Raw genomic sequence first — 21,760 nt, forward strand, 5'->3', positions numbered from 1 at the left:
ATCGCGACTTTCAACCGAAATACTGCAAAAATCCGCATGACCATCTTGGTGAATGAGGAATTGATCACGTTCGCGCTGGGGAAAATCTGATACTGCACGCCTCCGCCACGGGATCGGAATGCCAATTCAGTGAGCCGGCATCGTGATCTGGCAGGGTGGTGTTTTTGCGCAGGAAGTATCCATGAAGCGGATTATCGGGACCATTATCGCCGCCGCCGCGGCGCTTGTCATACAGAGCGTTTCGGCCGAGCAGGTGCAGGCGCAGGCAAGCAGCGGCGGCTGCACATTGGAGCAGATCGGAGGAACCGCGCGCCATCTCGTGCGCTGCCGGGGCGGCCTGTCGATCACTACAGAGCAAGGGGCGCAGTACACCTTGCTCGACCGCACGGCCACGGGCAGCGTCGACGCCGTGCGCCTGACCGGCAAGGCGCTGCTCATCGATCTGCCGGAAAATGTACCCTCCTCCGGACTTGAGGTGGTGACGCCGCAGGCGATCGCCGCCGTAAGAGGTACGCAGTGGGCCGTCGATGTCGAACAGGATGCGACGTCGGTCTTTGTCGTCCGGGGCGCGGTGGCGGTCAGCCGGCGCGCCGGCGGCGCCGGTGTCGTGCTGGGGCCCGGCGAGGGCGTCGATGTTGACGAGAGCGGCGCTGCGCTGGAGGTGCGCCGCTGGCCGGCGGCCCGCGTCAACGCATTGATGGCCCGCTTCGGCCGGTGAAGCCGTCTTGAAGCCGCGCGCTGTCCAGACGCTTGTCGCCCTCGTGCTGGCGGCCGTTTGGGGTGCCGGTCTGGGATGGGCGCACTGGCGCGGCGGCATGCCTCTTCTCGAGCGGGTCGAGGCGCCGCTGACCGACATGCGCACACTTGTGCGCGGCGAAAGTACGGCGCCCGACGATGTGACGATCGTTGCCATCGACGACGAGGCGGTGGATCGTGTGGGAGAATTTCCCCTTCGGCGCGCCAGCCTGGCGCAGATCGTCGACGCGATCTCCCGCCATCGTCCAAGAGCGATCGCCATCGACATGCTGCTGGTCGATCGCGGGCTGCCCCAGGAGGACCAGCGGCTTGCCAGCGCGCTTGCCCGTGCGCCAAGCGTTGTGGCCGGCGCGGCCGTCTTTGCCGAGGGACGGCAACGCCTTGCGGCGGGCAATACCGATGCCCCGCTTGCGGAGGTTCCGGTCGCTGAGCGGTTCTTGCTGCCGCAGCAGGTCTTTGCCGAGGCTGCGGCGCTCGGCATCGTCAACGTGGCGACCGACCCGACGGGCACGCCGCGCTTCGCGCCGCTCCTGTTCAGGACCCGCGATCGCATCGAGACGTCCCTTGCCCTGAGGACCGCCGCCATTGCAGCCGGCGCGGTGCCGGCCATCGAGCCCGGCGGCCTCGTCCTGGGCGACAGGCGCATCCGCACGGACATCGGCCAGACCCTGCCTTTGTCGTTCTACGGCCCGAGCGGCACGATCCGCACGGTGAGCGCGGCCGCCGCGCTCAGGGGAGAACTGACGGACGAGGCGATCAATGGGCGCATCGTGGTTGTTGGCGCGACCGTGACCGGCGGCGGCGATGTCTTTCCCACCCCGTTCGATCCCGTTCTGCCTGGCGTCGAGGTCGTGGCCACGGCCATTGCGCATCTCGTGGCGGGAGACGGGCTCCTGCGCGACCGCTCCGTCAGGCTGGCGGATGCCGGCCTGGCCGTTGCGCTGCCCGTCGTCCTGATCGGGTTGCTCGCATGGAGACGCAACGTCATCGGCCTGGCCTCGATCGTCGCCGTCATGTGCGTCTGGCTGGTGCTCAACCAGGTGGCGTTCGGCCACGGCATCTGGTTGAGCCTTGCCGTGCCGATGGCCGCGGCCGCACCACCGCTGGTCCTGTTCGGTGCGCTGCAATTGTGGATGGATCGCCGCCGGGCGCAGTTCTTCGCCGCGCAAAGCGCGCTGCTGCAGCACATCCAGGCGCCGGGCTTGACGAAATGGCTGGCGCGCCATCCCGATTTCCTGACCGAGCCGGTACGGTTCGAGGCCGGCATCATCTTCATCGACCTGTCGGGCTATACGGGATTGAGCGAGAGCCTCGGACCGAACGAGACGCGCGGTCTGCTCAACGAGTTCTACGAATTCGTCAACGAAGAGGTAACAGTCAATGGTGGCGCCATCACCAGCTTCATGGGCGACGGGCTGATGATCCTGTTCGGCCTGCCGCGACCAGCCCCCGAGGATGCCGCCAATGCGCTGCGCTGCGCAGTCGGGCTGTGCGAGCGCACCGAGCGATGGCTCGCCGGCCTGCCGGATACGGTCGCGGGGCGCCTCGGCTACAAGATCGGCCTGCATTACGGCGCCGTGGTCGCCTCGCGGCTCGGCAGCGGCTCGGGCCAGCAGATCGCGACGACCGGCGACAGCGTGAACGTGGCAAGCCGCCTGATGGAGGTCGCGGCAAGGCAAGGGGCCGATCTTGCCTTGAGCGACGACGTGGTGCGGGCCGCCGGACCGGAGCGCACGCCGCTGGCGAATGGGCTTTGCGACGGGCCATTGGAGGTGGAACTGCGCGGCAGGACGAACCCGCTCAAGGTCTGGCTCTACAGCCGGCCGGAACGACCGTGAGTTACCGCGAGACTCGCCTGACGGACAGTCGGCAACCAAACAGATCCCGCACGATGGGTTGCTTCAGCCGCTGCCGCCCCCACCGCCGCCGTCGTGATCCTGGTTTTCGCGATTGATCTCGTAGCTCGGCAGTTCCTCACCGAGCAACTGGGCCTTGTATTCGGCCGGGCTCATGCCGGGCGGCGGGTCGCCGCGATAGACCGGCCCCCTCGTGCCGCATCCGGCGACGAGCATCAGCACGGCGGCGGCAATGGCAAATCTCGACATTGATTGTTCCTCGCTGGATGAGCACGCGGACGGGTGCATTGGCACATTTGTGTCTTGATCTCAACACGCCCGATAGCCCGATCGATCGCCCGTCTACCCCTCACGACCGACCGCAACCGCGCCCGGACAGGCGCGGCGTTGCATGGAATAATTCATCGCCTCGATGCGGCCGCGCGCCGCGCCGCGCTCTTTGGCCGTTCGATTCCTGTAGTCGGGAATATGGGTCGCGAGACCGGTGTGGCGGCGCACGGATGCGGCCCAGTCCTGGTCCACGCGGGCGTCGCGCGGCAGCCCGTAGGCCGCAGCTTCACGATTGCGCATGGCGGCAAGCTGCCCGCACTCCACCCGGTCATAGGGAAGCGATGACGTGTACTCCGCATCGAGGTTCTGGGCCAGCGAGCGGCAACCCTGGAGGGAGAGCGCAACAAGGATCGCAAGGAGGCATCGCGTGAGCATGCCGTAGCGCCTCGCCGAGGGTTCGATTGCAACTGCCGCCAGTTCAGTCATTGTGCCTTCCGTTGGACGCACGCCATTCGATGGCGAAACCATGCAGTATAGCAAGCGATTCCTGAATTTCCTCCAGTGCGAATGCCTGTCAATTCGGTGGTGATGGGACATCTCGCCATTCCTACGGACTAGGCCAACTTGTCGATCTCTATTAGTACCGTCGTATTATTGACCCTCTCCAAATCCCTGTCATGATTAAATTGCCGTTGAGCTAGAAGACAGAGACGGCAAGGGCTGCCCGACGCCGCGGGGGATCGGGCAGCCTTCTTTATGCGCGGGTGCCTTTGGCCGGAACTCGGTCACCTTGCCCAACCCTTCCATGAAATCCAATTGGCAAGCGCATCGGGCCGATGGCAGGCCATGCGCGCTTGCACAGCCTGCGAGCAGGTGGCAAGAAAGTGTGCATCGCGCGCCGCCCTTGCCGGATCGGCGGCTATTTTCAGGAAGCCTGCTCGGCCCTTCATGCTCGACCGCCGTGACAATTACCGGGATCTCCGTTCCCATTTCCGCTGGCAACTGCCGGAGCGCTTCAACATCGCCGTCGCGGTCTGTGACGACTGGGCGCGGCGCGCGCCGGAACGCACGGCGCTCTATGACTTCCACGCCGAGGGCGAAGCCATTCGCATGAGCTATCGCGAACTGGCCGAGCGCTCCAACGCGCTGGCCAATGCGCTGCGGGCGCAAGGGATAAGGCGCGGCGACCGGGTCGCGCTGCTCCTGCCGCAATCATTCGAGACCGTGATCGCCCATCTGGCGATCTACAAGCTCGGCGCGGTTGCCCTGCCGCTGGCGCTCCTGTTCGGCGTGGAGGCGCTCGAATACCGGTTGCACAGTGCCGATGCCGCGGGCGTGGTGACCAACGAGACGGGGCTCGCCAAGCTGCGGCCGATCCTCGGCCGGCTGGCGTCGCTGACCGCGCTCATCTCGGTTGATGGGCGCGACGGCGAGGCGCGCGGGCTCAACGAGCTCATCGCCAGCCATTCGACCAGTTTCGAGGCGGAGGACACCGGACCGGACGATCCGGCGATGATGATCTTCACCTCCGGCACGACCGGCCCGCCCAAGGGCGCGCTGCATGGCCACCGTGTTCTCCTCGGCCACCTGCCGGGCGTGCAGATGCCGCATGAATTCCTGCCCCAACCGGACGACCTGTTGTGGACGCCGGCCGACTGGGCCTGGGCCGGCGGCCTGCTCAACGTGCTCTTGCCGGGGCTCTATTTCGGTGTGCCGGTGGTCTCGTCGCCGGCGCAAAAATTCGATCCCGAGGCGGCGTTCGTCCTGATGGAAAAGATGCGGGTGCGCAACGCCTTCATTCCGCCGACGGCGCTCAGGATGATGAAGACGGTGACGGGCGTTCGCGACAACTTCGATCTGAACCTGCGCACGATCGGCTCCGGTGGCGAGGCGCTGGGCCGCGAGTCCTATGACTGGGCCCGCGCCGAACTGGGCCTGACCATCAACGAATTCTACGGCCAGACCGAATGCAACCTCGTGCTGTCGTCCTGCGCGGCGATCGGTGTTTCGCGCGGCGGCGCGATCGGCAGGCCGGTGCCGGGCCACGAGGTTGCCGTGGTCGATGAGGCGGGACGGCCGTTGCCGGCCGGCGAGGCGGGACAGATCGCGGTGCGTCGCCCGGACCCGGTGATGTTCCTGGAATATTGGAACAACCCGGAAGCGACGGCGAAGAAGTTCGTCGGCGACTGGATGCTGACGGGCGATCAGGCAGTTGTCGACGAAGACGGCTATTTCCATTTTTTCGGGCGCGATGACGACGTCATCACATCGGCCGGCTATCGCATCGGCCCGGCGGAGATCGAGGACTGCCTGACGGCGCATCCGGCGATCTCGCTGGCCGCCGCCGTCGGCAAGCCGGACGCCCTGCGCACCGAAATCGTCAAGGCCTATGTCGTGTTGAAGCCGGGCTGGCAGCCGGATGCTCACCTTGCCGAAGAGATCAAGTCATGGGTGCGCCATCGCCTTTCGGCACATGAATATCCGCGTGAGGTCGCGTTCGTCGAATCGATGCCGCTGACGACGACGGGCAAGGTGATCCGGCGCATCTTTCGCGAACGGGCACGCGAGGAGGCGGGGCTGTGAGAGCCATTCCGCCGTGCCTACTTCTCACCGTCTCCTGACCAGCTTTTCGAACCGGCTGCGCATTTGCCGGGCAAGATTTCGCGTTTCACCGGAAAGGCGGAGCTGCCCTGCCGCCTGACGCACGGCCTTGCCGGAGTCAGGTGTCAGGCCGACGATCAGGGTTCCCATCTCGCGCCGCTCGCTCCACAAACGGCTCATGACCGGATGACCGGGCACGGCGCAGGAATCGCTCACCACGATATCGGGGTCGTCGAGATGCACCTTCGTCGCCTCGATCATCAGCAGAGTGCCCGGCGAAAAGGCGCCGTACGCTTCGTCGAAGGCCGTCTTCCAGGTGTAGGCGACGCCCTGCTCGACAAAGACGATGAGGCTGGCGATCATGCAGCCGTCGAGGCGCAGCCTGTGGATGCGGCACATGTCGCGCCCGCTCAACCGGTCGATCGCCTCGCGGGCGAATGCCGCTTGGAATCGGTCGACGATCATTGCGCTTCCGGCGCGACCTTTCCAGCCGGAGGCTTCGAGCGACAAGAATTCTTCCGCCGCCTGGCGCACCTCTTCGGGGTGACGCACGACATCGTGGGTGAGTTCGCCCTTTTCGGCGAGCCGGCGCTTCAGGCGTCGGAACTCCCGGTAATGATGGGAGCGCAAGGCGCCCTTCAGATAGGCTTCCCCGTCAAGATCGCTGTGCAGCACGGCGCGCTCGCCATTCGATATGGCGCTCAGCGGCAGATTGCGTCCGTGCGCGGCCGTACGCAATGCGCCCGCCGCCTCGCCGTCGAGCGGCAGTTCCGGCAGCATCAGGACGCGCGGCAGCTTGAGCCTGGGCAGGGCGAGCATGGCGAAAAAATCCTCGACGACGCCGATCGGATCGTCGTGGTCGATCAGCGGCACGCCAAGGGGACTGAACGGGCTCGACCAGGCGCGGATGACGGGCGCGCCGAGGGGGATCTCCCGCTCGATCGAAAAGGGAAGAAGAAGTCGCAGCCGGCTGCGCTCTCCGGTTTCCTCGCGCATGACGGCGAGTTGGACCTGGCGGTCCTCGAGCCGCGGCATGGCGGGTGCCAGAAAGCGTGGATTGAAGAAGATATTCGGCTGAACCGAGCGGCTGCACAGATGGTCGAGCTCGTCCACCAGATCGAAGCCCGCCGAAGCCGGGTAGATGGCAAGCTCGCGCGCCGGCGGTTTGCCGTCGCCGAGCGAGACGCGCGTGGCGACCGCTTCCTCGCGTTCGAGCCCGCCCAGGCGGGCGATCATCGGAGCCGCAGGGCTGGGGTGCATGTCCTTGCGTGCGGGCAGGGTGCTCATGGTTGCTCTTTCAATCGTGCGGCGCGGTGAGGAAGAGCCGACATGGTGATGCCGAGCCTGCGCCTGACGGTAAGAAACAGGGCGGTCGCCTCGAAGGTCATGGCCGCCGCCGTGGCGATCGCGGCGCCCCACAAGGCGAACTGCGGAATGAGCAGAAAGTTGAGCGCGATGTTGACGCCGAGCGTGAGGGCATAGACGGCGGCGCAGACATTCTGGTTGCCGGTCATCGTCAGCAGGCTCTCGGCCGGGCCGATGGCGGCGCGCAGCACGACACCGGCCGAAAGCACGAATAGCAGGGGGTATCCCTGGTCAAAGCCGGGGCCGAACAGGCCCAGCAGCGGCTTGCCCAGGACGAGGACCACGAGGGCCATCGCAAGCGATGGCCAGAAGGTCCAGGCAGCGGTTTCCCGGGCGAAGACCTCGAGTGCTGCCCGGTCGTCGCCATGGCTTATCTGGGCATAGCGCTGGGCCACGCCGGCCTTGACAGCGAAGGAGGCAAAGTGAACCAGGGCCAGTGTCTTGACCGTGGCGAAATAGACGGCCACCTCGCCGGGCGGCAGGAAACGGCCGATCATCAGCACGTCGGCATTGGTCAACAGAAAGAAGAAGCTCTCGACCAGAAAGATCGGCATCGAAATGGCGACCCAGTGCCGGAGGAGATAGCGGCGCGGACCGGGATCGACCTGACGCTCCACGCGGCCGGTGACCAGCGTCAGTTGCGCCAGCGTGGTCAGATAGGTCGCGGCAACCGCGGCCAGCATGGCGGTCTCGGCGCTCGGCGCAAAACCGGTCGCGATCGCTGCCGCCATGAAGGCGAGGATCAGCACCGGGCGAACCAGATAGGCCGGAGAGAGCGCCGCGACGGCCCAGGAATTGGCTCGGGCCACGCCCTGCAGAAGATCGGACAGGGCGATCATCGGCAGGCAGATCAGCCCGAGGGCGAACGGCACGAGGTAATAGTCCTCGATGCGCTCGCCCAGACCCCAGATGACGGCGAGGCCGATTGCCGCCACGATCGTTGCGGTGATCAGGGCGAGAAGCCGGCCGGTCAGGTGGAACCCGCGCAGTTCGGGCCACATGGCCTTTTCGCGGTATTCGGAGATGAAGCGGATGACGGCGGTGTCAAAGCCGAGGCAGGAAATGCTGCCAACGATGATCATCGTCACCCAGACGAGGACGAAGATGCCGTATTCGAAACCGCCCATCCAGCGCGCCAGCAGCACCTGGCTGACGAAGGCGATCAGCGCGTTGGCGATGCGAATGGAAAAGGCGATAAGCGACATGCGTCCGGCACGCCCGCGCGCATCGCGTGCCAGAAGCGCCATTTCCAGCGCATCGAGCAGTGGCCGCGCCCGCAAGGCCAGTCTCGCCGGCAATAGCCGCTCGACCGTCGTCACCGCCGAAAACCGCAAGCCCCTCGCTCCAGTGGCAATTGAAGACGCGGAAGGCTTAGCGGTCAGACTTTAAGAAAGAGTTGGAGCGCGGACGCGTTCGCCGGCCCGGAGAGCGCCGAAATGCGGAATCGGCCCTGGCAGGCCGACCGGCGCCCTGGCACCCCATGAAGCGCCTTACGCGAAGGCGCCGTGGCAGTGCTTGAATTTTTTGCCCGAGCCGCAGGGGCAGGGCTCGTTGCGGCCGACCTTGCCCCAAGTGGCGGGATTGTCGGGGTCGCGCTCCTCGGGGTCGACCGTACGGCTGTGCTCCAGCACCGCTGCGCCGCCGTCTCCGCTGAATTCGTCCTGGCCGGTAGTTGCGTCGAGATGATGGCCTTCGACATCCGGCGCCTTCGGCGGGGGTGCATCGGCCGCCTCGCGAACCAGTTCGACGCGCATGAGCTGCGCGGTGACGGCCTGGCGCAGGTTGCCGAGCATGGCCTGGAAGAGCTCGAAGGCCTCGGACTTGTATTCGTTCAGCGGATCGCGCTGGGCGTAGCCGCGGAAACCGATCACCGAGCGCAGATGGTCGAGATTGACCAGGTGCTCGCGCCACAGATGGTCGAGCGTCTGCAGGAGCACCGATTTTTCCACATAGGCCATGACTTCGGGGCCGAAGCGCTCGGCGCGCTCGGCGGCGGCCTTGTCCGCGGCCTCGGTGATGCGGGCGCGGATGCCTTCCTCGTCGATGCCTTCCTCGGCAGCCCATTCCTCGACCGGCAGGTCGAGATTGAGATGGCCGCCCACGCCTTCCTTCAGCCCGGCGACGTCCCACTGTTCGGCATAGGCATTTTCGGGGATGTGCTTGGTGACCAGGTCGTCGATCACGTCCTCGCGCATTTCGGCGACGGTCTCGCCGAGATTTTCCCCGTCCATCAGTTCCAGACGCTGCTCGAAGACCACCTTGCGCTGGTCGTTCATCACATCGTCGAACTTCAGCAGATTCTTGCGGATGTCGAAATTGCGCGCCTCGACTTTCGTCTGCGCCTTCTCCAGGGCCTTGTTGATCCAGGGGTGAATGATGGCCTCGCCTTCCTTCAGCCCCAGTTTCTGCAGCATTCCGTCCATGCGGTCGGAGCCGAAGATGCGCATCAGGTCGTCCTGCAGCGACAGGTAGAATTTCGACCGGCCGGGATCGCCCTGGCGGCCGGACCGGCCGCGCAGCTGATTGTCGATGCGGCGGCTTTCATGGCGCTCGGTGGCGAGCACGTAGAGCCCGCCGGCGCCGATCGCCTCTTTCTTGAGCTTGGCGACTTCGCCGCGGATCGCTTCTTCGGCCGCCTTGCGCTCCTCGCCCTCGGGCATGTCGCCGAGCTCCTGGGCGATGCGCATGTCGGCATTGCCGCCGAGCTGGATGTCGGTGCCGCGGCCGGCCATGTTGGTGGCAATCGTGATGGCGCCTGGCTTGCCGGCCTGGGCGACGATCTGCGCCTCGCGCTCGTGATGGCGGGCGTTCAGGATCTCGAAACTGGTGATGCCTTCCTGGCGCAGCCGTTCGGCCAGAATTTCCGACTTCTCGATCGAGGTGGTGCCGACGAGCATCGGCTGGCACTTGGCGTGGGCGTCGCGGATCTCCTGCACGATCGCCTGGTACTTCTCCTCGACGGTCCGGTAGACCTCGTCGTCCTCGTCGAGGCGCGCCACGGGCAGGTTGGTGGGAACCTCGAAGACGCCCAACCCGTAAATATTGCCGAACTCCTCCGCCTCGGTCGCCGCCGTGCCGGTCATGCCGGCCAGCTTGTTGTACATGCGGAAATAGTTCTGGAAGGTGACGGAGGCGAGCGTCTGGTTCTCCGGCTGGATCTGCACGTGCTCCTTGGCTTCGAGCGCCTGGTGCAGCCCTTCGGAAAAACGACGGCCAGGCATCATGCGGCCGGTGAACTCGTCGATGATGACGACCTCGCCGTTGCGCACGATATAATCCTTGTCGCGCTGGAACAGCCGGTGCGCCTTGAGAGCGTTGTTGACGTGATGAACGATCGTCACGTTCTCGACGTCATAGAGCGAACCGCCCTTCAGCAGGTCCGCCTCACGCAGCATCGTCTCCAGCTTCTCCGTGCCTTCTTCGGTGAAGGTCGCCGTGCGCTGCTTCTCGTCGATCTCGTAATCGGCCTCCTCGAGTTTCGGCATGTAGGCGTCGATTGTGTTGTAGAGTTCCGAGCGGTCGTCAAGCGGACCGGAGATGATGAGCGGCGTGCGCGCCTCGTCGATCAGGATGGAGTCGACCTCGTCGACGATGGCGAAATTGTGCCCGCGCTGGACCATCTGGGCGCGCTCATATTTCATGTTGTCGCGCAGATAATCGAAGCCCAGCTCGTTGTTGGTTGCGTAGGTGACGTCGCAGGCATAGGCGTTACGGCGTTCCTCGTCGGAAAGCCCGTGAACGATGACGCCGGTCGTCAAGCCCAGGAAGCCGTAGACCTTGCCCATCCATTCGGCGTCGCGGGTTGCCAGGTAGTCGTTCACCGTGACGACGTGAGCGCCCTTGCCTTCCAGTGCGTTGAGATAGACGGGCAGGGTGGCGACCAGCGTCTTGCCCTCGCCGGTCTTCATCTCGGCGATGGAGCCGTCATGCAGCACCATGCCACCGACGAGCTGAACGTCGAACGGCCGCAGGCCGAGCGCCCGGCGGGCGGCTTCGCGCACGGCCGCGAATGCGGGCACCAACAGGTCGTCGAGCTTGGCACCGTTTTCAAGCTGGGCGCGGAATTCTGCCGTCTTGCCCCGAAGCGCCTCGTCAGACAGGGCCTGCATCTCGCCTTCGAGAGCGTTGATCTGTTCGACGCGCGGGCGCAGGCTCTTGATGCGTCTGTCGTTTGCCGATCCGAATATTTTACGGGCGATGCCGCCGAGGCTGACCATCAATGGTCCTTTCAATCAAAGCTTGCCAGCTGGGCCGGCCGGGCAGTGCTCATGACTGTGACTGAGGCAATTCACAATCGAAAAAGCGCCCGGGAAAAACGGTTCTGGACGCAGAGTTGAAGGACAGATAAGAGGGGGCAGAAGCGATGTCAACGTTGCGCCACGACGCGTTGCCGCCCTCAATTTGCCATTGCCGGGCGCATGCATCGTGCCCTCAACCCCAATCCCGGAGATAACAGATGCGCCTGTCTTGCTTTCGACGTCTGCCCGCGACCGTTGGTCTGGCCCTCGGCCTTGCCACAGCCACAAGCTGTCTTGCCATGGCGCAAGACGACGATGTGGTTGCGACGGTCAACGGAACGCCGATCACCGCAGGCGAGATCGCCATTGCCGAGACCGATCTCGACCCGCAATTCAGCCAGCTTCCGGCCGACAAGAGACGTGGCGCTGCGCTTTCGGCGCTGATCGAGATCAAGCTGCTGGCGGCGGCCGCCGAGGAGGCCGGCCTTGCCGATGGCAAGGAGTTTGCCGAGCGTCTGGAATTTCTGCGCATGCGCGCCCTTCACAGCGCCTATATCGATTCCGAGATTGCCTCCAAGGTGACCGACGAGGCTGTGCGCGCGCGCTATGATCAGGAGGTCGCCAACACGCCGCCGCAAAACGAGATCCGTGCGCGCCACATTCTGGTGAAGACGAAGGAAGAAGCCGGGGCCATCATCAAGCAGCTTGACGAGGGTGCCGATTTCGAGGAACTCGCCAAGGAGAATTCGACCGACGGTTCTGCCGCGCAGGGCGGCGATCTGGGCTATTTCGGCCAGGGACAGATGGTGCCGGAATTCGAGAAGGCGGCCTTCGCGCTGGATGCCGGCGCCTATACCTCCGAGCCGGTGGAAACGCAGTTCGGCTTCCACGTCATCAAGGTCGAGGACAAGCGCACCAAGCAGCCGCCGGCATTCGAGCAGGTCAAGGAGCAGTTGCGCTCGCTCGTGTTGCGCGAGACCTATTTCAACGCCGTCAACGAGCTGCGCGAAGGCGCGACCATTGAAGTCGACGATCCGGAGCTGAAGAAGGCGCTCGAAGCGACCGAACAGGCGAAGTGATCCCAGCCGAGTGCTGTTCGGCCGTCGTAATCCCGACGGAACCGGCCGGCCGCGCTCATTCCGTGGTTTGACGGGCCATGGTTTGACGGGCAAGTGCGCCGCTCGCGATGCAGCGGGCGGCGGCACGGATGGCAGGTTCGTCGTCGAGGCGATCTATCAAGAGCTGCGTCCATGCAAAGGACGTCACGAGATCGGCCACCGTCAATGGATCGGCCCCGTCGTCCAGTTCCCCTCGCGCCTGTGCCTGCCTGGCCAGACTGGCGGTTCGTTGCCGACGTTCGGCGGCGTATGTGGCCAATGCCTGTGAAGCCTTCGCGTCCGACTGGGCTTCGGCGATGACCGAGCGAAATATGCTGCCGGCCGGCGTTTCGCGCCAATAGCGGAACAGATCGCTGAGGAGGAGGAAGATGTCCTCCTCCAGGTCGCCCGTGTCGGGATAGTGGACATTGCGCTTCTGGCGCTGATAGGCGTCCAGCAGCAATGCCGTCTTGCTCGGCCACCAGCGATAGATCGTAGGCTTTCCCGCTCGGGCGCGCCGCGCCACGGCCTCGATGGAAAAGCCCGACGGCCCGGCCTCGACCAGCACCGCCTCGGCGGCATCCAGGATTGCCTCGGTGCTCTCCATGTTGCGACGCGCACCGGTCGAACGGCGCGCCGACGGTCCATCCTTCAAAGCATCCACTCCTTTTGGGTCACCGCTGCTCATGGCGGTCAGATTAGCATGATCTCTTGACGAAACGAAACGGATCGTTAAATTAAACGGAACGTATCGTTTAGATGGAGTCCATCATGCCAATGACATCGTCCGCAAGCCGGTTCTCGCGCCCGCGTTTCGCGCTGTTGGTGGCGCTCGGCGTCTATCCTCTGGTCACCGGCCTGCTCTATGTCGTCCTGCCGCTCACCGAGGGCTGGATGTTGTGGCAGCGCACGCTGCTGGTCGTTCCCGTCATGGTTCCGATCATGGTGTGGGTCTCATACCGGGCGTTCAGCGTGCCTTTGGCGGTTTCCTCAATCCCAAATCCCGATGATCCGCTGTCCTGCCGCGGTGACCGTCGCAGATGGTACGGGCTTGCACGGCCGCAAAATCTGGGGCAGAGGGGCTCGGTCGTCCACATTCGTTCCCGGAAACGCCATGTCCGCAGCGATATCGCCTCTTGCCCCCAGGAAATTTGCAAAACTGCCGGCGCTCGGCGGCGTGCGCATGGCGACGGCGCAAGCCGGCATCAAATATGAGGGGCGAACCGATCTCCTGGTCATGGTGTTCGACCAGGGCACAAAGGTCGCCGGCGTCTTCACCCGCTCGAAATGCCCCTCGGCGCCCGTCGAGTTCTGCCGGGAAAATCTTGCCGGGCAAGAGGCGCGCGTGCTCGTCGTCAATTCCGGCAACGCCAACGCCTTTACCGGCAGGAAAGGACGCGAGGCGACACGGCTGACGGCTGAGGCGGCGGCCCGGGCAGCGGGCTGTGACGTCAGCCAGGTATTCCTTGCTTCGACCGGCGTCATTGGCGAGCCGCTCGACGCCGCAGGCTTCGCGGACCGGCTCGACGGTCTCGTCGGCTCGGCGGATGCCGGCCTGTGGGGCGAGGCCGGCAAGGCCATCATGACCACAGATACCTATCCCAAATACGCCACCCGTACGGTCAGGCTGGGCGAGGCCGATGTCACCATCAACGGCATCGCCAAGGGCGCCGGCATGATCGCGCCCGACATGGCGACCATGCTTTCCTTCGTGGCGACCGATGCGCCGATTTCCGCCCCCGTCCTGAAGGCACTGCTTTCGGCCGGGGTGGGCAAGACATTCAATTCCGTGACCGTCGACAGCGACACCTCGACCAGCGATACGGTGCTTCTGTTCGCTACCGGCGCCGCCGAAGAACGCGGCGCGCCGCCGATTGCCGATGTCAGGGATCCGCGCCTGGCGCAGTTCAAGCGGGCCCTGAACCGGGTTCTCAAGGATCTGGCGCTGCAGGTGGTGCGCGACGGCGAGGGCGCGCGCAAGGAAGTGGAGATCAATGTCAGCGGCGCCAAATCGGCGCGCTCGGCCAAGCGCATCGCGCTGTCGATCGCCAATTCGCCGCTGGTCAAGACCGCGGTTGCCGGCGAGGACGCCAATTGGGGCCGCGTCGTCATGGCGGTCGGCAAGGCTGGCGAGCCGGCCGATCGCGACCTGCTGGCGATATCCTTCGGCGATATCCGCGTGGCCGTCGACGGCGAACGCGACCCGGCCTATTCCGAGGAGGAGGTATCGGCCTATATGAGGAACGACCGCATCCGCATCGGCGTCGATCTCGGCATCGGCCGTGGCAAGGCGACCGTGTGGACCTGCGATCTGACCAAGGAATATGTCGCCATCAACGGCGACTATCGCAGCTGACCCCGGCGGACCAATTGCACAACACACCGAACAACACCCCCGGCCTCGCAGGCATCAGGCGTTTTGAAGCGGCGGGCTTTCGGGCCTGGCCGGCCTCCTCTGTCTACTATGATGGAGCCTGGCTGGTGCGGCTGACTGCCGGCCTGCCGGCCAAGCGGCTGAACTCGATCAATCCGCTCGATCCCGGTGACATCGGGCGAATGGAAGATCGCATTGCCCGTGCGGCGCGGCGTTTCGAGGCCTACGGGCGGCCGCTGACGTTCCGCATGTCGCCGCTCGCCGGGCCGCAACTGGCGGCGTTTCTGGATGCCGGCGGATGGTCGCGCTTTCGCGAGTCGATCGTCATGCGTCGCCCGATGGACAACGGTGAACTCGATGATGTGATCGATCAGATCCCGCTCAAGGATGTGGCCCGTTTCACCGGCGCCGCGCTCAAGGTGCATGCCATGGATGTCTCGATGCGTCCGGGATTGTCCGAAGTCATCAATTCGATCGAGCCGGAAGCCGGTCTGTTTGTCCTCGAGCATGGGGACAGGCCGGCCGCAACCGCCATTTGCGTGCATGACGGGGAGCTTGCCGGCCTGTTCGAGATCGCGACCGATCGCGCCCTGCGCGGCGCCGGTCACGGGCGCCGGGTCGTCCTGTCGGCGCTCAAATGGGCAAGGCTGAGAGGCGCGCGCGAGGCCTGGTTGCAGGTCGAGGCCGACAACGAGGCGGCTCTCGGTCTTTATCGTTCGCTCGGCTTCACCGAGTTCTATCGCTATCATTATCGCCGGCCGCCCGAAGGATGAATGCAGCCGTGATCAACGACAAGCCGGTCGTCCTGGTCTCCGCCTGTGCGCTGGTCGACGCCGACGGCCGCGTGCTCATCGCCCAGCGTCCGCAAGGCAAGTCGATGGCCGGGCTGTGGGAGTTTCCCGGCGGCAAGGTGGAGCCGGGTGAGACGCCGGAGGAGACGGTCATTCGCGAACTGCGCGAGGAACTCGGCATCGAAACGCGCGCCGCCTGCCTGGCGCCGCTGACCTTCGCCAGCCATGCCTACGATGAATTTCATCTCCTGATGCCGCTCTTCGTGTGCCGCCGCTTCGAGGGAACGCCGGTGCCGCGCGAAGGTCAGCGGCTGAAATGGGTCCGCCCGCGCGATCTGCGCGACTATGCGATGCCGCCGGCCGACCTGCCCCTCATCCCCTTTCTGATCGACCTGTTGTGAGCGCGCTGCCGGCGCTGCAACTGCGTTAATGGATCGTTTAGCCGCGCATGCAATTCTTCGCGCGGTCAAGCGCGCGATCGATCCAGGTCGGGGGACGAGGAATGAGAGACGATATCGATCGGCAACGCACGGCCTTCATCAAGACGTCGGCGCTCGGCAAATTCGGTACGGGATCGATGCGCATCGCCCTCCTGTTCGGCTCGGCGGCGATTGCCCTGGCGCTGATCGCGGTGCCGCTTCTGGAGAAGAGGACCGGCGGCGGGTCGGCATTTGCGTCGCGCTTTCTCAACCTTGATTTTACCAGCACCGGTTCGATCGAACGTGGCGCGACCTACACGGTGCGCCGTTCCGTGTTGCAGCGCCGGTCCGACGCCGTGTGCATCATCCGGGCAGACGGTTCGATGAGCGGCGACTGCCCCTGATTGCTTCAATTCGACCGAATTGCCCAACGCGTCGCTAACCGCGTCGCTTAACGAATTCTCGCGGAGTACCCGCTATTGTGGCCCCATTCACGGGGAGTTGGCACGATGGCACGCAAGTTCTGGCACGATGAGAAAGGCGCGACGGCGATCGAATACGGGCTCATTGCCGGCTTGATCTTCATGGTTATCGTCACCGCAGCGGGCCAGATGGGTTCGGCAGTCGACCAGACCTTCCAGAATGTGGGGCAGAAGCTCGCAGAGGCGAACCAGCAATAACGTCTCGATACGATCGCATTGACGATCGACCGCAGCCGGAAATCGATGCCGCGGTCGGCACCGAATGCAGAGTGACCGACAGGCGGCGTCTCGGTGGGGTCTTCGTTCACTCCTTCGGCTGATTCTTCAGCGCATCCGCCAGCCGCATGGTCGCCGATCCGGGCTTCAATGGCTTTTGCTGCGATTCATGAGGCGCCCAGCCAGACAGCCAGATGAACGAGAAGGTTGCGCGTATGCGCCCGTCCGGGTCGGAGAAGCGCTCGGCGTAGATTTCGGCTGCGCGCATGAAGAGGTGCCGCGGCGTGGGCCGCCTTATGCGCCCAACAAGCGCGTTGGCCGCGCCCATGGCGCGCAGATCCTTCATCAGAGCGAACATGGTGTCGTAGCGCACCGTCACCGTTTCCACGTCGGTCACCGGCAGGGCGAAACCCGCCCGCTGCAAGAGCGCGCCGACGTCGCGCACGTCGGCAAGCGGGTAGACGCGGGGGCTGGCCCCGCCGACAAGCTCTACCTCCGCCGCCAGCAGGCTCTCGCGCAGTTCCGACAGGGTGCCGCTGCCGGCAAGGCAGGCCAGGAACAGCCCGTCGGGCCGCAGCGCCTGGCGGATCTGAATCAGCATCCCAGGCAGGTCGTTCACCTCGTGCAGGGTGAGAAGCGAGACCGCGAGATTGAGCGATGCGGGCTCCAGCGGCAGGATTTCGTCCGGCGCGACGATCCCCTCGCCGTCGAGCAGCGCCCGATCGGCTTCGAGACGCACCACCCGCTGCGCCTTGCCCGATTCGCGCAATGCAAGGGCAGCCGCCGGCGTCAGGCAGTGCAGGGCGCAGGCATCGTCGAATGTGCGCTCGACCGTCGATAGCCGCTCGGCCAGGTCGTCGACGGCCCGCGCCATGAGGAAGCCGGCGCCTTCATCTCCGATCCGCAGGGCGCGCTTCTTGTGCCGGATCTGAAGCGATCGATCGAACAATTGTTCCATCGGTCTCTCACCCGGCCTTGGCGTGCCGGTGCGCCAGACCATATGATCCGGCCTGTGCGGCTGGTGTCGCGTTGATTTTCATGGGAGGCATCTGGTGGCCGATCACAGGCGCAAGATCAAGCATCTTGTGCGCATAGTGGGGACCTGGTGGGGCCGCGTGCTGTTTCCCCCGGTGTGTACCGGCTGCCGGCACATCGTCAGCCAGCCGGGCGTTCTGTGCGCGCCCTGTTGGGCGCAATTGCGTCATATCGAGCAGCCCTGGTGCGCCGTGCTCGGCACGCCTTTCGAATTCGACATGGGAGCGGCCGCGATCTCGCCCGGCGCACTTGCCGACCCGCCGCCCTTCGATCGCGCCCGCTCGGCCGTGGCCTATTCCGGCATGGCGCGCCGCCTGGTGCAAAGCCTCAAATATGGCGACCGGACCGACCTCGCGCCGTGGATGGCACGCTGGATGCTGCGTGCCGGGGCCGAGCTTCTGCCCGACGCCGACCTGATCCTGGCGGTGCCCTTGCACCGGCGGCGCTTTCTTTTCCGCCGCTTCAACCAGTCGGCCGAGCTCGCGCGCGCCCTGGCGTGGTTGACCCAAAAACCCTTCGAGGCCGCGGCGGTCCAGCGTGTGCGATCGACGCGCCAGCAGGTGGGGCTGGGCCTGGCCGAGCGCCAGCGCAATGTGCAGGGCGCATTTCGCGTGGCAGAAGCCGGCAGAAGCCGCATCAAGGGCCGCAAGGTCCTGGTGATCGACGACGTCTACACGACCGGGGCGACCGTTTCGGCGCTGGCGCGCGCGCTCAAGCGGGCCGGAGCGGCCAGGGTCGATGTGCTGACATTCGCGCGGGTGCTGCCGGGGGACTTCCGGCCCGACGATGGCGCGACTATATATGGCTCCACCAGAGATATCCCATGGTTGATGTAACGATCTATACGCGCATGATGTGCGGCTATTGCAACGCCGCCAAACGCCTTCTCGACGAGAAGGGCGTCAAATATACCGAGCACGATGCAAGCTTCTCCCCGGAGCTGCGCGACGAGATGGCATCGCGGTCGGGCCGTGCGACCTTTCCGCAGATCTTCGTCGGCGACGTCCATGTCGGCGGTTGCGACGAGTTGCGCACGCTCGAAGCGAACGGCAAGCTCGACGCGTTGCTGCAGACCGGCAAATTGCAATAGGATGGTTCGATGAGCAGATTCGTCGCCGCCGTGGTGCAGATGCGCACCGGTATGGATCCCGAGCGCAACGCCGCCGATTTCGAGGCGGGCGTGCGCCAAGCGGCAGCCAAGGGCGCAGCCTATATCCAGACGCCCGAAATGACGGGCGCGCTGGTGCGCGACCGCAAGACCCTGATGGAAGTCCTCAGGAGCGAGGAGGACGACCCGGTCTTCGCTGCCGCGCGCCGCCTGGCGGGCGAGCTCGGCGTTACCATCCACGTCGGCTCGACGCCTGTCGCCTTGCCGGGCGGCAAGGTGGCCAACAGGGCATGCCTCGTCGGGCCCGATGGGGCGCCGATCGCCACCTATGACAAGATCCACATGTTCGACGTCGATCTCGACAATGGCGAGAGCTGGCGCGAATCGGCGACCTATGAGCCCGGCCGGCGCAGCGTCGTCGTCGATACGCCGCAGGCCAGGATGGGGCTGGCGATCTGCTACGATCTGCGTTTCCCACATCTGTTTCGCGGCCAGGCGCTGGCAGGCGCCGAGGTTCTGACGGTCCCGGCGGCATTTACCCGCCAGACCGGCGAGGCGCACTGGCATTCGCTTCTGCGCGCGCGTGCCATCGAGAACGGCGCCTGGCTCGTGGCGGCCGCGCAGGGCGGGCGCCACGAAGACGGCCGCGAGACCTACGGCCATTCCCTCATCGTCGACCCCTGGGGGCGGATCGCGGCAGAACTGGCGCATGACGAGCCCGGCGTCGCGGTCGCCGAGATCGACGGCGATGCGGTTCGGGCGGCCCGGGCCAAGATCCCCAATCTGAAGAATATGCGCGATTTCGACCTGGAGATCGTTGAAGCCGGTCAGACTGCCACCGGACGGAGGGCCGCATCGTGATCCGTTTCGCCTTGCATTGTGAGAAAGGGCACGAATTCGAGGCCTGGTTCCGCAACAACGATGACTATGACACGCAGGCAAAGCGCGGCCTGGTGGGGTGCCCGAACTGCGGTTCGGTCAAGGTTGGAAAGGCATTGATGGCGCCTTCGGTCGCCTCGTCGAAGAAGAAGGAGCAGGTCGCCCTGGCCGGCAACCAGGAGCAGCGCCGCATCGTGGCGCAGCTCAAGGAGATGACCGAAAAACTGCGCGCCAGTGCCGATTATGTCGGCGACAAGTTTGCCGAAGAAGCCCGACGCATCCATTACGGCGAGACGGAAGCGCGTGGCATCTATGGCGAGGCGACCGTGGACGAGGCGAAAGGCCTCATGGAGGACGGCGTCGAGTTCATACCCTTGCCGAACATACCCGACGATCACAACTGAGCGCATCCGACGCTCGAACTCAGCACGACATTTCGCCATAGAGCAAAGGGACGGCCATGAAGCAGGTCTGGGATTCGGCCGTCGGTCTGCTGCTGATTACGGGCGGCCTTCTGGGTGCCACGTTTCCGCTGGGCAAGGTTGCCACGGCCGCCGGCGTCGCGCCGATCGTCTGGTCGTTCCTGATTTCATGCGGGGCGGGCGGCATATTGGCGGTCGCGATGCTGATGCGTGGCGCCGCCTTTCGCCTCGACCGCCACAAGCTGCGCTATTATCTCATTGCCGGCTGCATATCCTATGCGCTGCCCAACATGCTGCTGTTCACCGCCATCCCGCATCTGGGGGCGGGCTTTACGGGCATCATGTTCACGCTTTCGCCGGTCATCACGCTGGTGCTGTCGCTCATCTTCCGCATGCGCCGCCCCAATCTGCTTGGCATGGCCGGAATCGCGACCGGATTCTTTGGCGCGCTTGTGGTGGCGACGACGCGCGGCGAGGCCGGCCAGGCTGCGGATTACATCTGGATCGGCATGGGTCTGACGATCCCGCTCGTGCTTGCGCTCGGCAACATCTATCGCACGATCGACTGGCCGCAAAACGCCGGTCCGATCGAGCTCGCCGTCGGCAGCCATCTGGCCGCTGCGGCAATGCTGGCCCTGGTCGGGGTTGCGGCTCCGGCTTTCCGGTTCGATCTCGCGCCGCTGCTCGATGTGCCCCTGCCGGTGCTTGCCCAGGTGGCATCGTCGGCCGCGATGTTCGCCTTCTTCTTCCGTCTGCAGGCTGTCGGCGGACCGGTCTATCTCAGCCAGATCGGCTATGTGGCGGCTGCCATCGGGCTCGTGAGCGGCACGCTTTTCCTGGACGAGCGCTACGCCGTTCTGACCTGGCTGGGCGCACTGGTCATTTTCGCCGGCGTGATGATGACGACGCGGGCGCAGCGCGCCAAAGGTTGATGTCTTCAGGGCCGCCGGGCGAGCGCCAGAAATGCCGTGGAGGAAAGCGTCGCCGGGCGCGGGCCGATAAGCGTGTCGAGCCGGCGCAGCGCCTTTTCTTCCACGCCGCGCCACGCCGCGGCGTCGAGGCCGCGCTTGAGCATGGCCACGGGAGCGGTGCCGCGCACGGTGTCGCGCCAGAATGTCTCGATGTCCTCGACTGCCAGGCTGCGTGAGACGGGGAAGACTTCGACCCCGTCAAATCCCGCCTGCCGCATCGTCTCGGCAAAGACCGCCGGGTCCTCCAGGCCCACCGCCGGTACTTCGTCCTCATCTGCGGCTTCGTCCGGCCGCAAGGCGCCAATCACCGCCTGCATGAGCTCGGAGCGGCTCACCGGCGCCCAACTCGAGACCAGCGCCTGGCCGCCCGACCGCAGCACGCGATGGAGTTCGCGAAAACCTTTCGAGCGATCGGGAAAGAACATCAGTCCGAACATCGAGATGCCGATGTCGAAGCTTTGCTCGGCAAAGGGAAGCGCCTGGCCGTCGGCCTCGAAGAGGTCGAGATTCGTTGCGCCGGCCGCCCCAACGCGGTGGCGCAACTCGTCCAGCATGCCGGAAGAAAAGTCCACGCAGGCAATGCGCTCGACGTGCGGCGCCAGGGCAAGAGCGGTCGTGCCGGGACCGCAGGCGATGTCGATCACCCGTGATGTGCCGTCATAGTCGAGCCGTGCCAGGCCGGCGTCGGAGAATTGCTTGAGATAGTCCAGCGTCGTTTCGGCGTAGCCTTCTGCCACCCATGTCCAGGGATCGGGCCGCGAAAGCGGCGCGTCGGTTTCGTCGGAGCGGTTGGCCATATCGTATTTCCTCGGCGGCGGGTCTTCGCATGACAGCTTAGGCTTCGATGTCTCGCCCGGCTTGAAGAAATGTTACCCGCGCC

23 protein-coding genes are annotated in these 21,760 nt (G+C 65.3%); 15 read left to right on the top strand and 8 right to left on the bottom strand.

Translation table 11 applies throughout. The features are described from left to right. Window positions 1-181 precede the first annotated feature (181 nt). Complete coding sequence (locus GM909_RS19200; protein ID WP_157018824.1) at window positions 182-718, top strand: FecR domain-containing protein; 537 nt, start codon at window positions 182-184, stop codon at window positions 716-718. Between the two features lie 7 nt (window positions 719-725). Continuing rightward, entirely contained in the window at window positions 726-2,594 is a 1,869-nt protein-coding gene (locus GM909_RS19205) for a CHASE2 domain-containing protein (protein WP_157018826.1), read from the top strand. 63 nt (window positions 2,595-2,657) lie between these two features. Here the strand turns inward: GM909_RS19205 and GM909_RS19210 are convergent, their stop codons facing one another. Both GM909_RS19210 and GM909_RS19215 read right to left on the bottom strand, forming a co-directional pair. Then, on the bottom strand, window positions 2,658-2,861 hold the full coding sequence (locus tag GM909_RS19210) for a hypothetical protein (protein ID WP_157018828.1): 204 nt from the start codon (window positions 2,859-2,861) through the stop codon (window positions 2,658-2,660). A gap of 93 nt (window positions 2,862-2,954) precedes the next feature. Next, the gene (locus GM909_RS19215) at window positions 2,955-3,368 is read right to left on the bottom strand and encodes a hypothetical protein (protein ID WP_157018829.1); all 414 of its coding nucleotides are present in this window, start codon (window positions 3,366-3,368) and stop codon (window positions 2,955-2,957) included. A gap of 462 nt (window positions 3,369-3,830) precedes the next feature. Here GM909_RS19215 and GM909_RS19220 point away from each other — a divergent pair, with 462 nt between their 5' ends. Next, window positions 3,831-5,465, top strand: coding sequence for an acyl-CoA synthetase (locus tag GM909_RS19220; protein WP_157018830.1), 1,635 nt, complete (start codon window positions 3,831-3,833; stop codon window positions 5,463-5,465). Window positions 5,466-5,489: 24 nt separating this feature from the next. Here the strand turns inward: GM909_RS19220 and GM909_RS19225 are convergent, their stop codons facing one another. The 3 genes from GM909_RS19225 to secA all read right to left on the bottom strand — a co-directional run bounded on the left by GM909_RS19225 (window position 5,490) and on the right by secA (window position 11,065). Beyond that, window positions 5,490-6,770, bottom strand: a complete 1,281-nt coding sequence (locus tag GM909_RS19225; protein ID WP_157018831.1) for a GNAT family N-acetyltransferase — start codon at window positions 6,768-6,770, stop codon at window positions 5,490-5,492. After that, window positions 6,767-8,182, bottom strand: a complete 1,416-nt coding sequence (locus tag GM909_RS19230; RefSeq protein WP_157018832.1) for a lipopolysaccharide biosynthesis protein — start codon at window positions 8,180-8,182, stop codon at window positions 6,767-6,769. The genes GM909_RS19225 and GM909_RS19230 overlap by 4 nt, the downstream gene beginning before the upstream one ends. Before the next feature lie 156 nt (window positions 8,183-8,338). Further along, window positions 8,339-11,065 carry a preprotein translocase subunit SecA gene (gene secA / locus GM909_RS19235; protein WP_157018861.1) on the bottom strand — a complete coding sequence of 909 codons (2,727 nt, stop codon included), beginning with the start codon at window positions 11,063-11,065 and terminating at the stop codon, window positions 8,339-8,341. A 320-nt stretch (window positions 11,066-11,385) separates the two neighbouring features. On the opposite strand from secA, the gene GM909_RS19240 reads away from it, so the two are divergent. Then, window positions 11,386-12,165 (top strand): peptidylprolyl isomerase, encoded by a 780-nt coding sequence (locus GM909_RS19240; protein WP_407941324.1) that lies wholly within the window; start codon window positions 11,386-11,388, stop codon window positions 12,163-12,165. Between the two features lie 55 nt (window positions 12,166-12,220). Here the strand turns inward: GM909_RS19240 and GM909_RS19245 are convergent, their stop codons facing one another. Continuing rightward, a complete protein-coding gene (locus tag GM909_RS19245; protein ID WP_235911975.1) occupies window positions 12,221-12,790 on the bottom strand; it encodes a TetR/AcrR family transcriptional regulator in 570 nt (189 codons plus the stop codon). Between the two features lie 164 nt (window positions 12,791-12,954). On the opposite strand from GM909_RS19245, the gene GM909_RS26095 reads away from it, so the two are divergent. From GM909_RS26095 to GM909_RS19270, 6 genes are all read left to right on the top strand, one after another. Continuing rightward, the gene (locus GM909_RS26095) at window positions 12,955-13,398 is read left to right on the top strand and encodes a hypothetical protein (protein ID WP_235911978.1); all 444 of its coding nucleotides are present in this window, start codon (window positions 12,955-12,957) and stop codon (window positions 13,396-13,398) included. Further along, complete coding sequence (gene argJ, locus GM909_RS19250; RefSeq protein ID WP_157018835.1) at window positions 13,298-14,539, top strand: bifunctional glutamate N-acetyltransferase/amino-acid acetyltransferase ArgJ; 1,242 nt, start codon at window positions 13,298-13,300, stop codon at window positions 14,537-14,539. Before GM909_RS26095 ends, argJ begins: the two co-directional genes overlap by 101 nt. 14 nt (window positions 14,540-14,553) lie before the next feature. Continuing rightward, a complete protein-coding gene (locus tag GM909_RS19255; RefSeq protein WP_235911973.1) occupies window positions 14,554-15,330 on the top strand; it encodes a GNAT family N-acetyltransferase in 777 nt (258 codons plus the stop codon). A gap of 11 nt (window positions 15,331-15,341) precedes the next feature. Then, a complete protein-coding gene (mutT, locus tag GM909_RS19260) occupies window positions 15,342-15,749 on the top strand; it encodes an 8-oxo-dGTP diphosphatase MutT (protein WP_235911976.1) in 408 nt (135 codons plus the stop codon). Between the two features lie 101 nt (window positions 15,750-15,850). Next, window positions 15,851-16,171, top strand: coding sequence for a hypothetical protein (locus tag GM909_RS19265; RefSeq protein WP_157018838.1), 321 nt, complete (start codon window positions 15,851-15,853; stop codon window positions 16,169-16,171). A gap of 105 nt (window positions 16,172-16,276) precedes the next feature. Next, the gene (locus GM909_RS19270; RefSeq protein ID WP_157018839.1) at window positions 16,277-16,447 is read left to right on the top strand and encodes a Flp family type IVb pilin; all 171 of its coding nucleotides are present in this window, start codon (window positions 16,277-16,279) and stop codon (window positions 16,445-16,447) included. 106 nt (window positions 16,448-16,553) lie between these two features. Here the strand turns inward: GM909_RS19270 and GM909_RS19275 are convergent, their stop codons facing one another. Then, entirely contained in the window at window positions 16,554-17,423 is an 870-nt protein-coding gene (locus GM909_RS19275; RefSeq protein ID WP_157018840.1) for a methyltransferase domain-containing protein, read from the bottom strand. A gap of 94 nt (window positions 17,424-17,517) precedes the next feature. Between GM909_RS19275 and GM909_RS19280 the strand changes: the two genes are divergently transcribed. Genes GM909_RS19280 through GM909_RS19300 form a run of 5 tightly spaced genes read left to right on the top strand, consistent with a single transcriptional unit; the run spans window position 17,518 to window position 20,841 of the window. Further along, window positions 17,518-18,336, top strand: coding sequence for a ComF family protein (locus GM909_RS19280; protein ID WP_157018841.1), 819 nt, complete (start codon window positions 17,518-17,520; stop codon window positions 18,334-18,336). Continuing rightward, window positions 18,324-18,590 carry a glutaredoxin 3 gene (gene grxC / locus GM909_RS19285; RefSeq protein ID WP_157018842.1) on the top strand — a complete coding sequence of 89 codons (267 nt, stop codon included), beginning with the start codon at window positions 18,324-18,326 and terminating at the stop codon, window positions 18,588-18,590. The genes GM909_RS19280 and grxC overlap by 13 nt, the downstream gene beginning before the upstream one ends. Window positions 18,591-18,599: 9 nt before the next feature. After that, on the top strand, window positions 18,600-19,469 hold the full coding sequence (locus GM909_RS19290; protein WP_157018843.1) for a carbon-nitrogen hydrolase family protein: 870 nt from the start codon (window positions 18,600-18,602) through the stop codon (window positions 19,467-19,469). Beyond that, window positions 19,466-19,891 carry a DUF1178 family protein gene (locus tag GM909_RS19295; protein ID WP_157018844.1) on the top strand — a complete coding sequence of 142 codons (426 nt, stop codon included), beginning with the start codon at window positions 19,466-19,468 and terminating at the stop codon, window positions 19,889-19,891. The genes GM909_RS19290 and GM909_RS19295 overlap by 4 nt, the downstream gene beginning before the upstream one ends. Before the next feature lie 56 nt (window positions 19,892-19,947). Then, a complete protein-coding gene (locus tag GM909_RS19300) occupies window positions 19,948-20,841 on the top strand; it encodes a DMT family transporter (protein WP_157018845.1) in 894 nt (297 codons plus the stop codon). Window positions 20,842-20,846: 5 nt separating this feature from the next. Here GM909_RS19300 and GM909_RS19305 read toward each other — a convergent pair whose 3' ends face one another. After that, entirely contained in the window at window positions 20,847-21,677 is an 831-nt protein-coding gene (locus GM909_RS19305) for a class I SAM-dependent methyltransferase (RefSeq protein WP_157018846.1), read from the bottom strand. Between the last annotated feature and the right edge of the window lie 83 nt (window positions 21,678-21,760).

The organism is Mesorhizobium xinjiangense (assembly GCF_009749525.1).
GTDB classification, from domain to species: Bacteria; Pseudomonadota; Alphaproteobacteria; order Rhizobiales; family Rhizobiaceae; genus Mangrovimarina; species Mangrovimarina xinjiangensis.

Coding starts and splice junctions, on each gene's coding strand:
- GM909_RS26095 (WP_235911978.1), top strand. CDS start 12,955: ATGCCAATGACATCGTCCGCAAGCCGGTTCTCGCGCCCGCGTTTCGCG.
- secA (WP_157018861.1), bottom strand. CDS start 11,065: ATGGTCAGCCTCGGCGGCATCGCCCGTAAAATATTCGGATCGGCAAAC.
- GM909_RS19290 (WP_157018843.1), top strand. CDS start 18,600: ATGAGCAGATTCGTCGCCGCCGTGGTGCAGATGCGCACCGGTATGGAT.
- GM909_RS19245 (WP_235911975.1), bottom strand. CDS start 12,790: ATGGAGAGCACCGAGGCAATCCTGGATGCCGCCGAGGCGGTGCTGGTC.
- GM909_RS19200 (WP_157018824.1), top strand. CDS start 182: ATGAAGCGGATTATCGGGACCATTATCGCCGCCGCCGCGGCGCTTGTC.
- grxC (WP_157018842.1), top strand. CDS start 18,324: ATGGTTGATGTAACGATCTATACGCGCATGATGTGCGGCTATTGCAAC.
- GM909_RS19305 (WP_157018846.1), bottom strand. CDS start 21,677: ATGGCCAACCGCTCCGACGAAACCGACGCGCCGCTTTCGCGGCCCGAT.
- GM909_RS19275 (WP_157018840.1), bottom strand. CDS start 17,423: ATGGAACAATTGTTCGATCGATCGCTTCAGATCCGGCACAAGAAGCGC.
- GM909_RS19265 (WP_157018838.1), top strand. CDS start 15,851: ATGAGAGACGATATCGATCGGCAACGCACGGCCTTCATCAAGACGTCG.
- argJ (WP_157018835.1), top strand. CDS start 13,298: ATGTCCGCAGCGATATCGCCTCTTGCCCCCAGGAAATTTGCAAAACTG.
- GM909_RS19220 (WP_157018830.1), top strand. CDS start 3,831: ATGCTCGACCGCCGTGACAATTACCGGGATCTCCGTTCCCATTTCCGC.
- GM909_RS19215 (WP_157018829.1), bottom strand. CDS start 3,368: ATGACTGAACTGGCGGCAGTTGCAATCGAACCCTCGGCGAGGCGCTAC.
- GM909_RS19240 (WP_407941324.1), top strand. CDS start 11,386: ATGGCGCAAGACGACGATGTGGTTGCGACGGTCAACGGAACGCCGATC.
- GM909_RS19270 (WP_157018839.1), top strand. CDS start 16,277: ATGGCACGCAAGTTCTGGCACGATGAGAAAGGCGCGACGGCGATCGAA.
- GM909_RS19210 (WP_157018828.1), bottom strand. CDS start 2,861: ATGTCGAGATTTGCCATTGCCGCCGCCGTGCTGATGCTCGTCGCCGGA.
- GM909_RS19225 (WP_157018831.1), bottom strand. CDS start 6,770: ATGAGCACCCTGCCCGCACGCAAGGACATGCACCCCAGCCCTGCGGCT.
- GM909_RS19300 (WP_157018845.1), top strand. CDS start 19,948: ATGAAGCAGGTCTGGGATTCGGCCGTCGGTCTGCTGCTGATTACGGGC.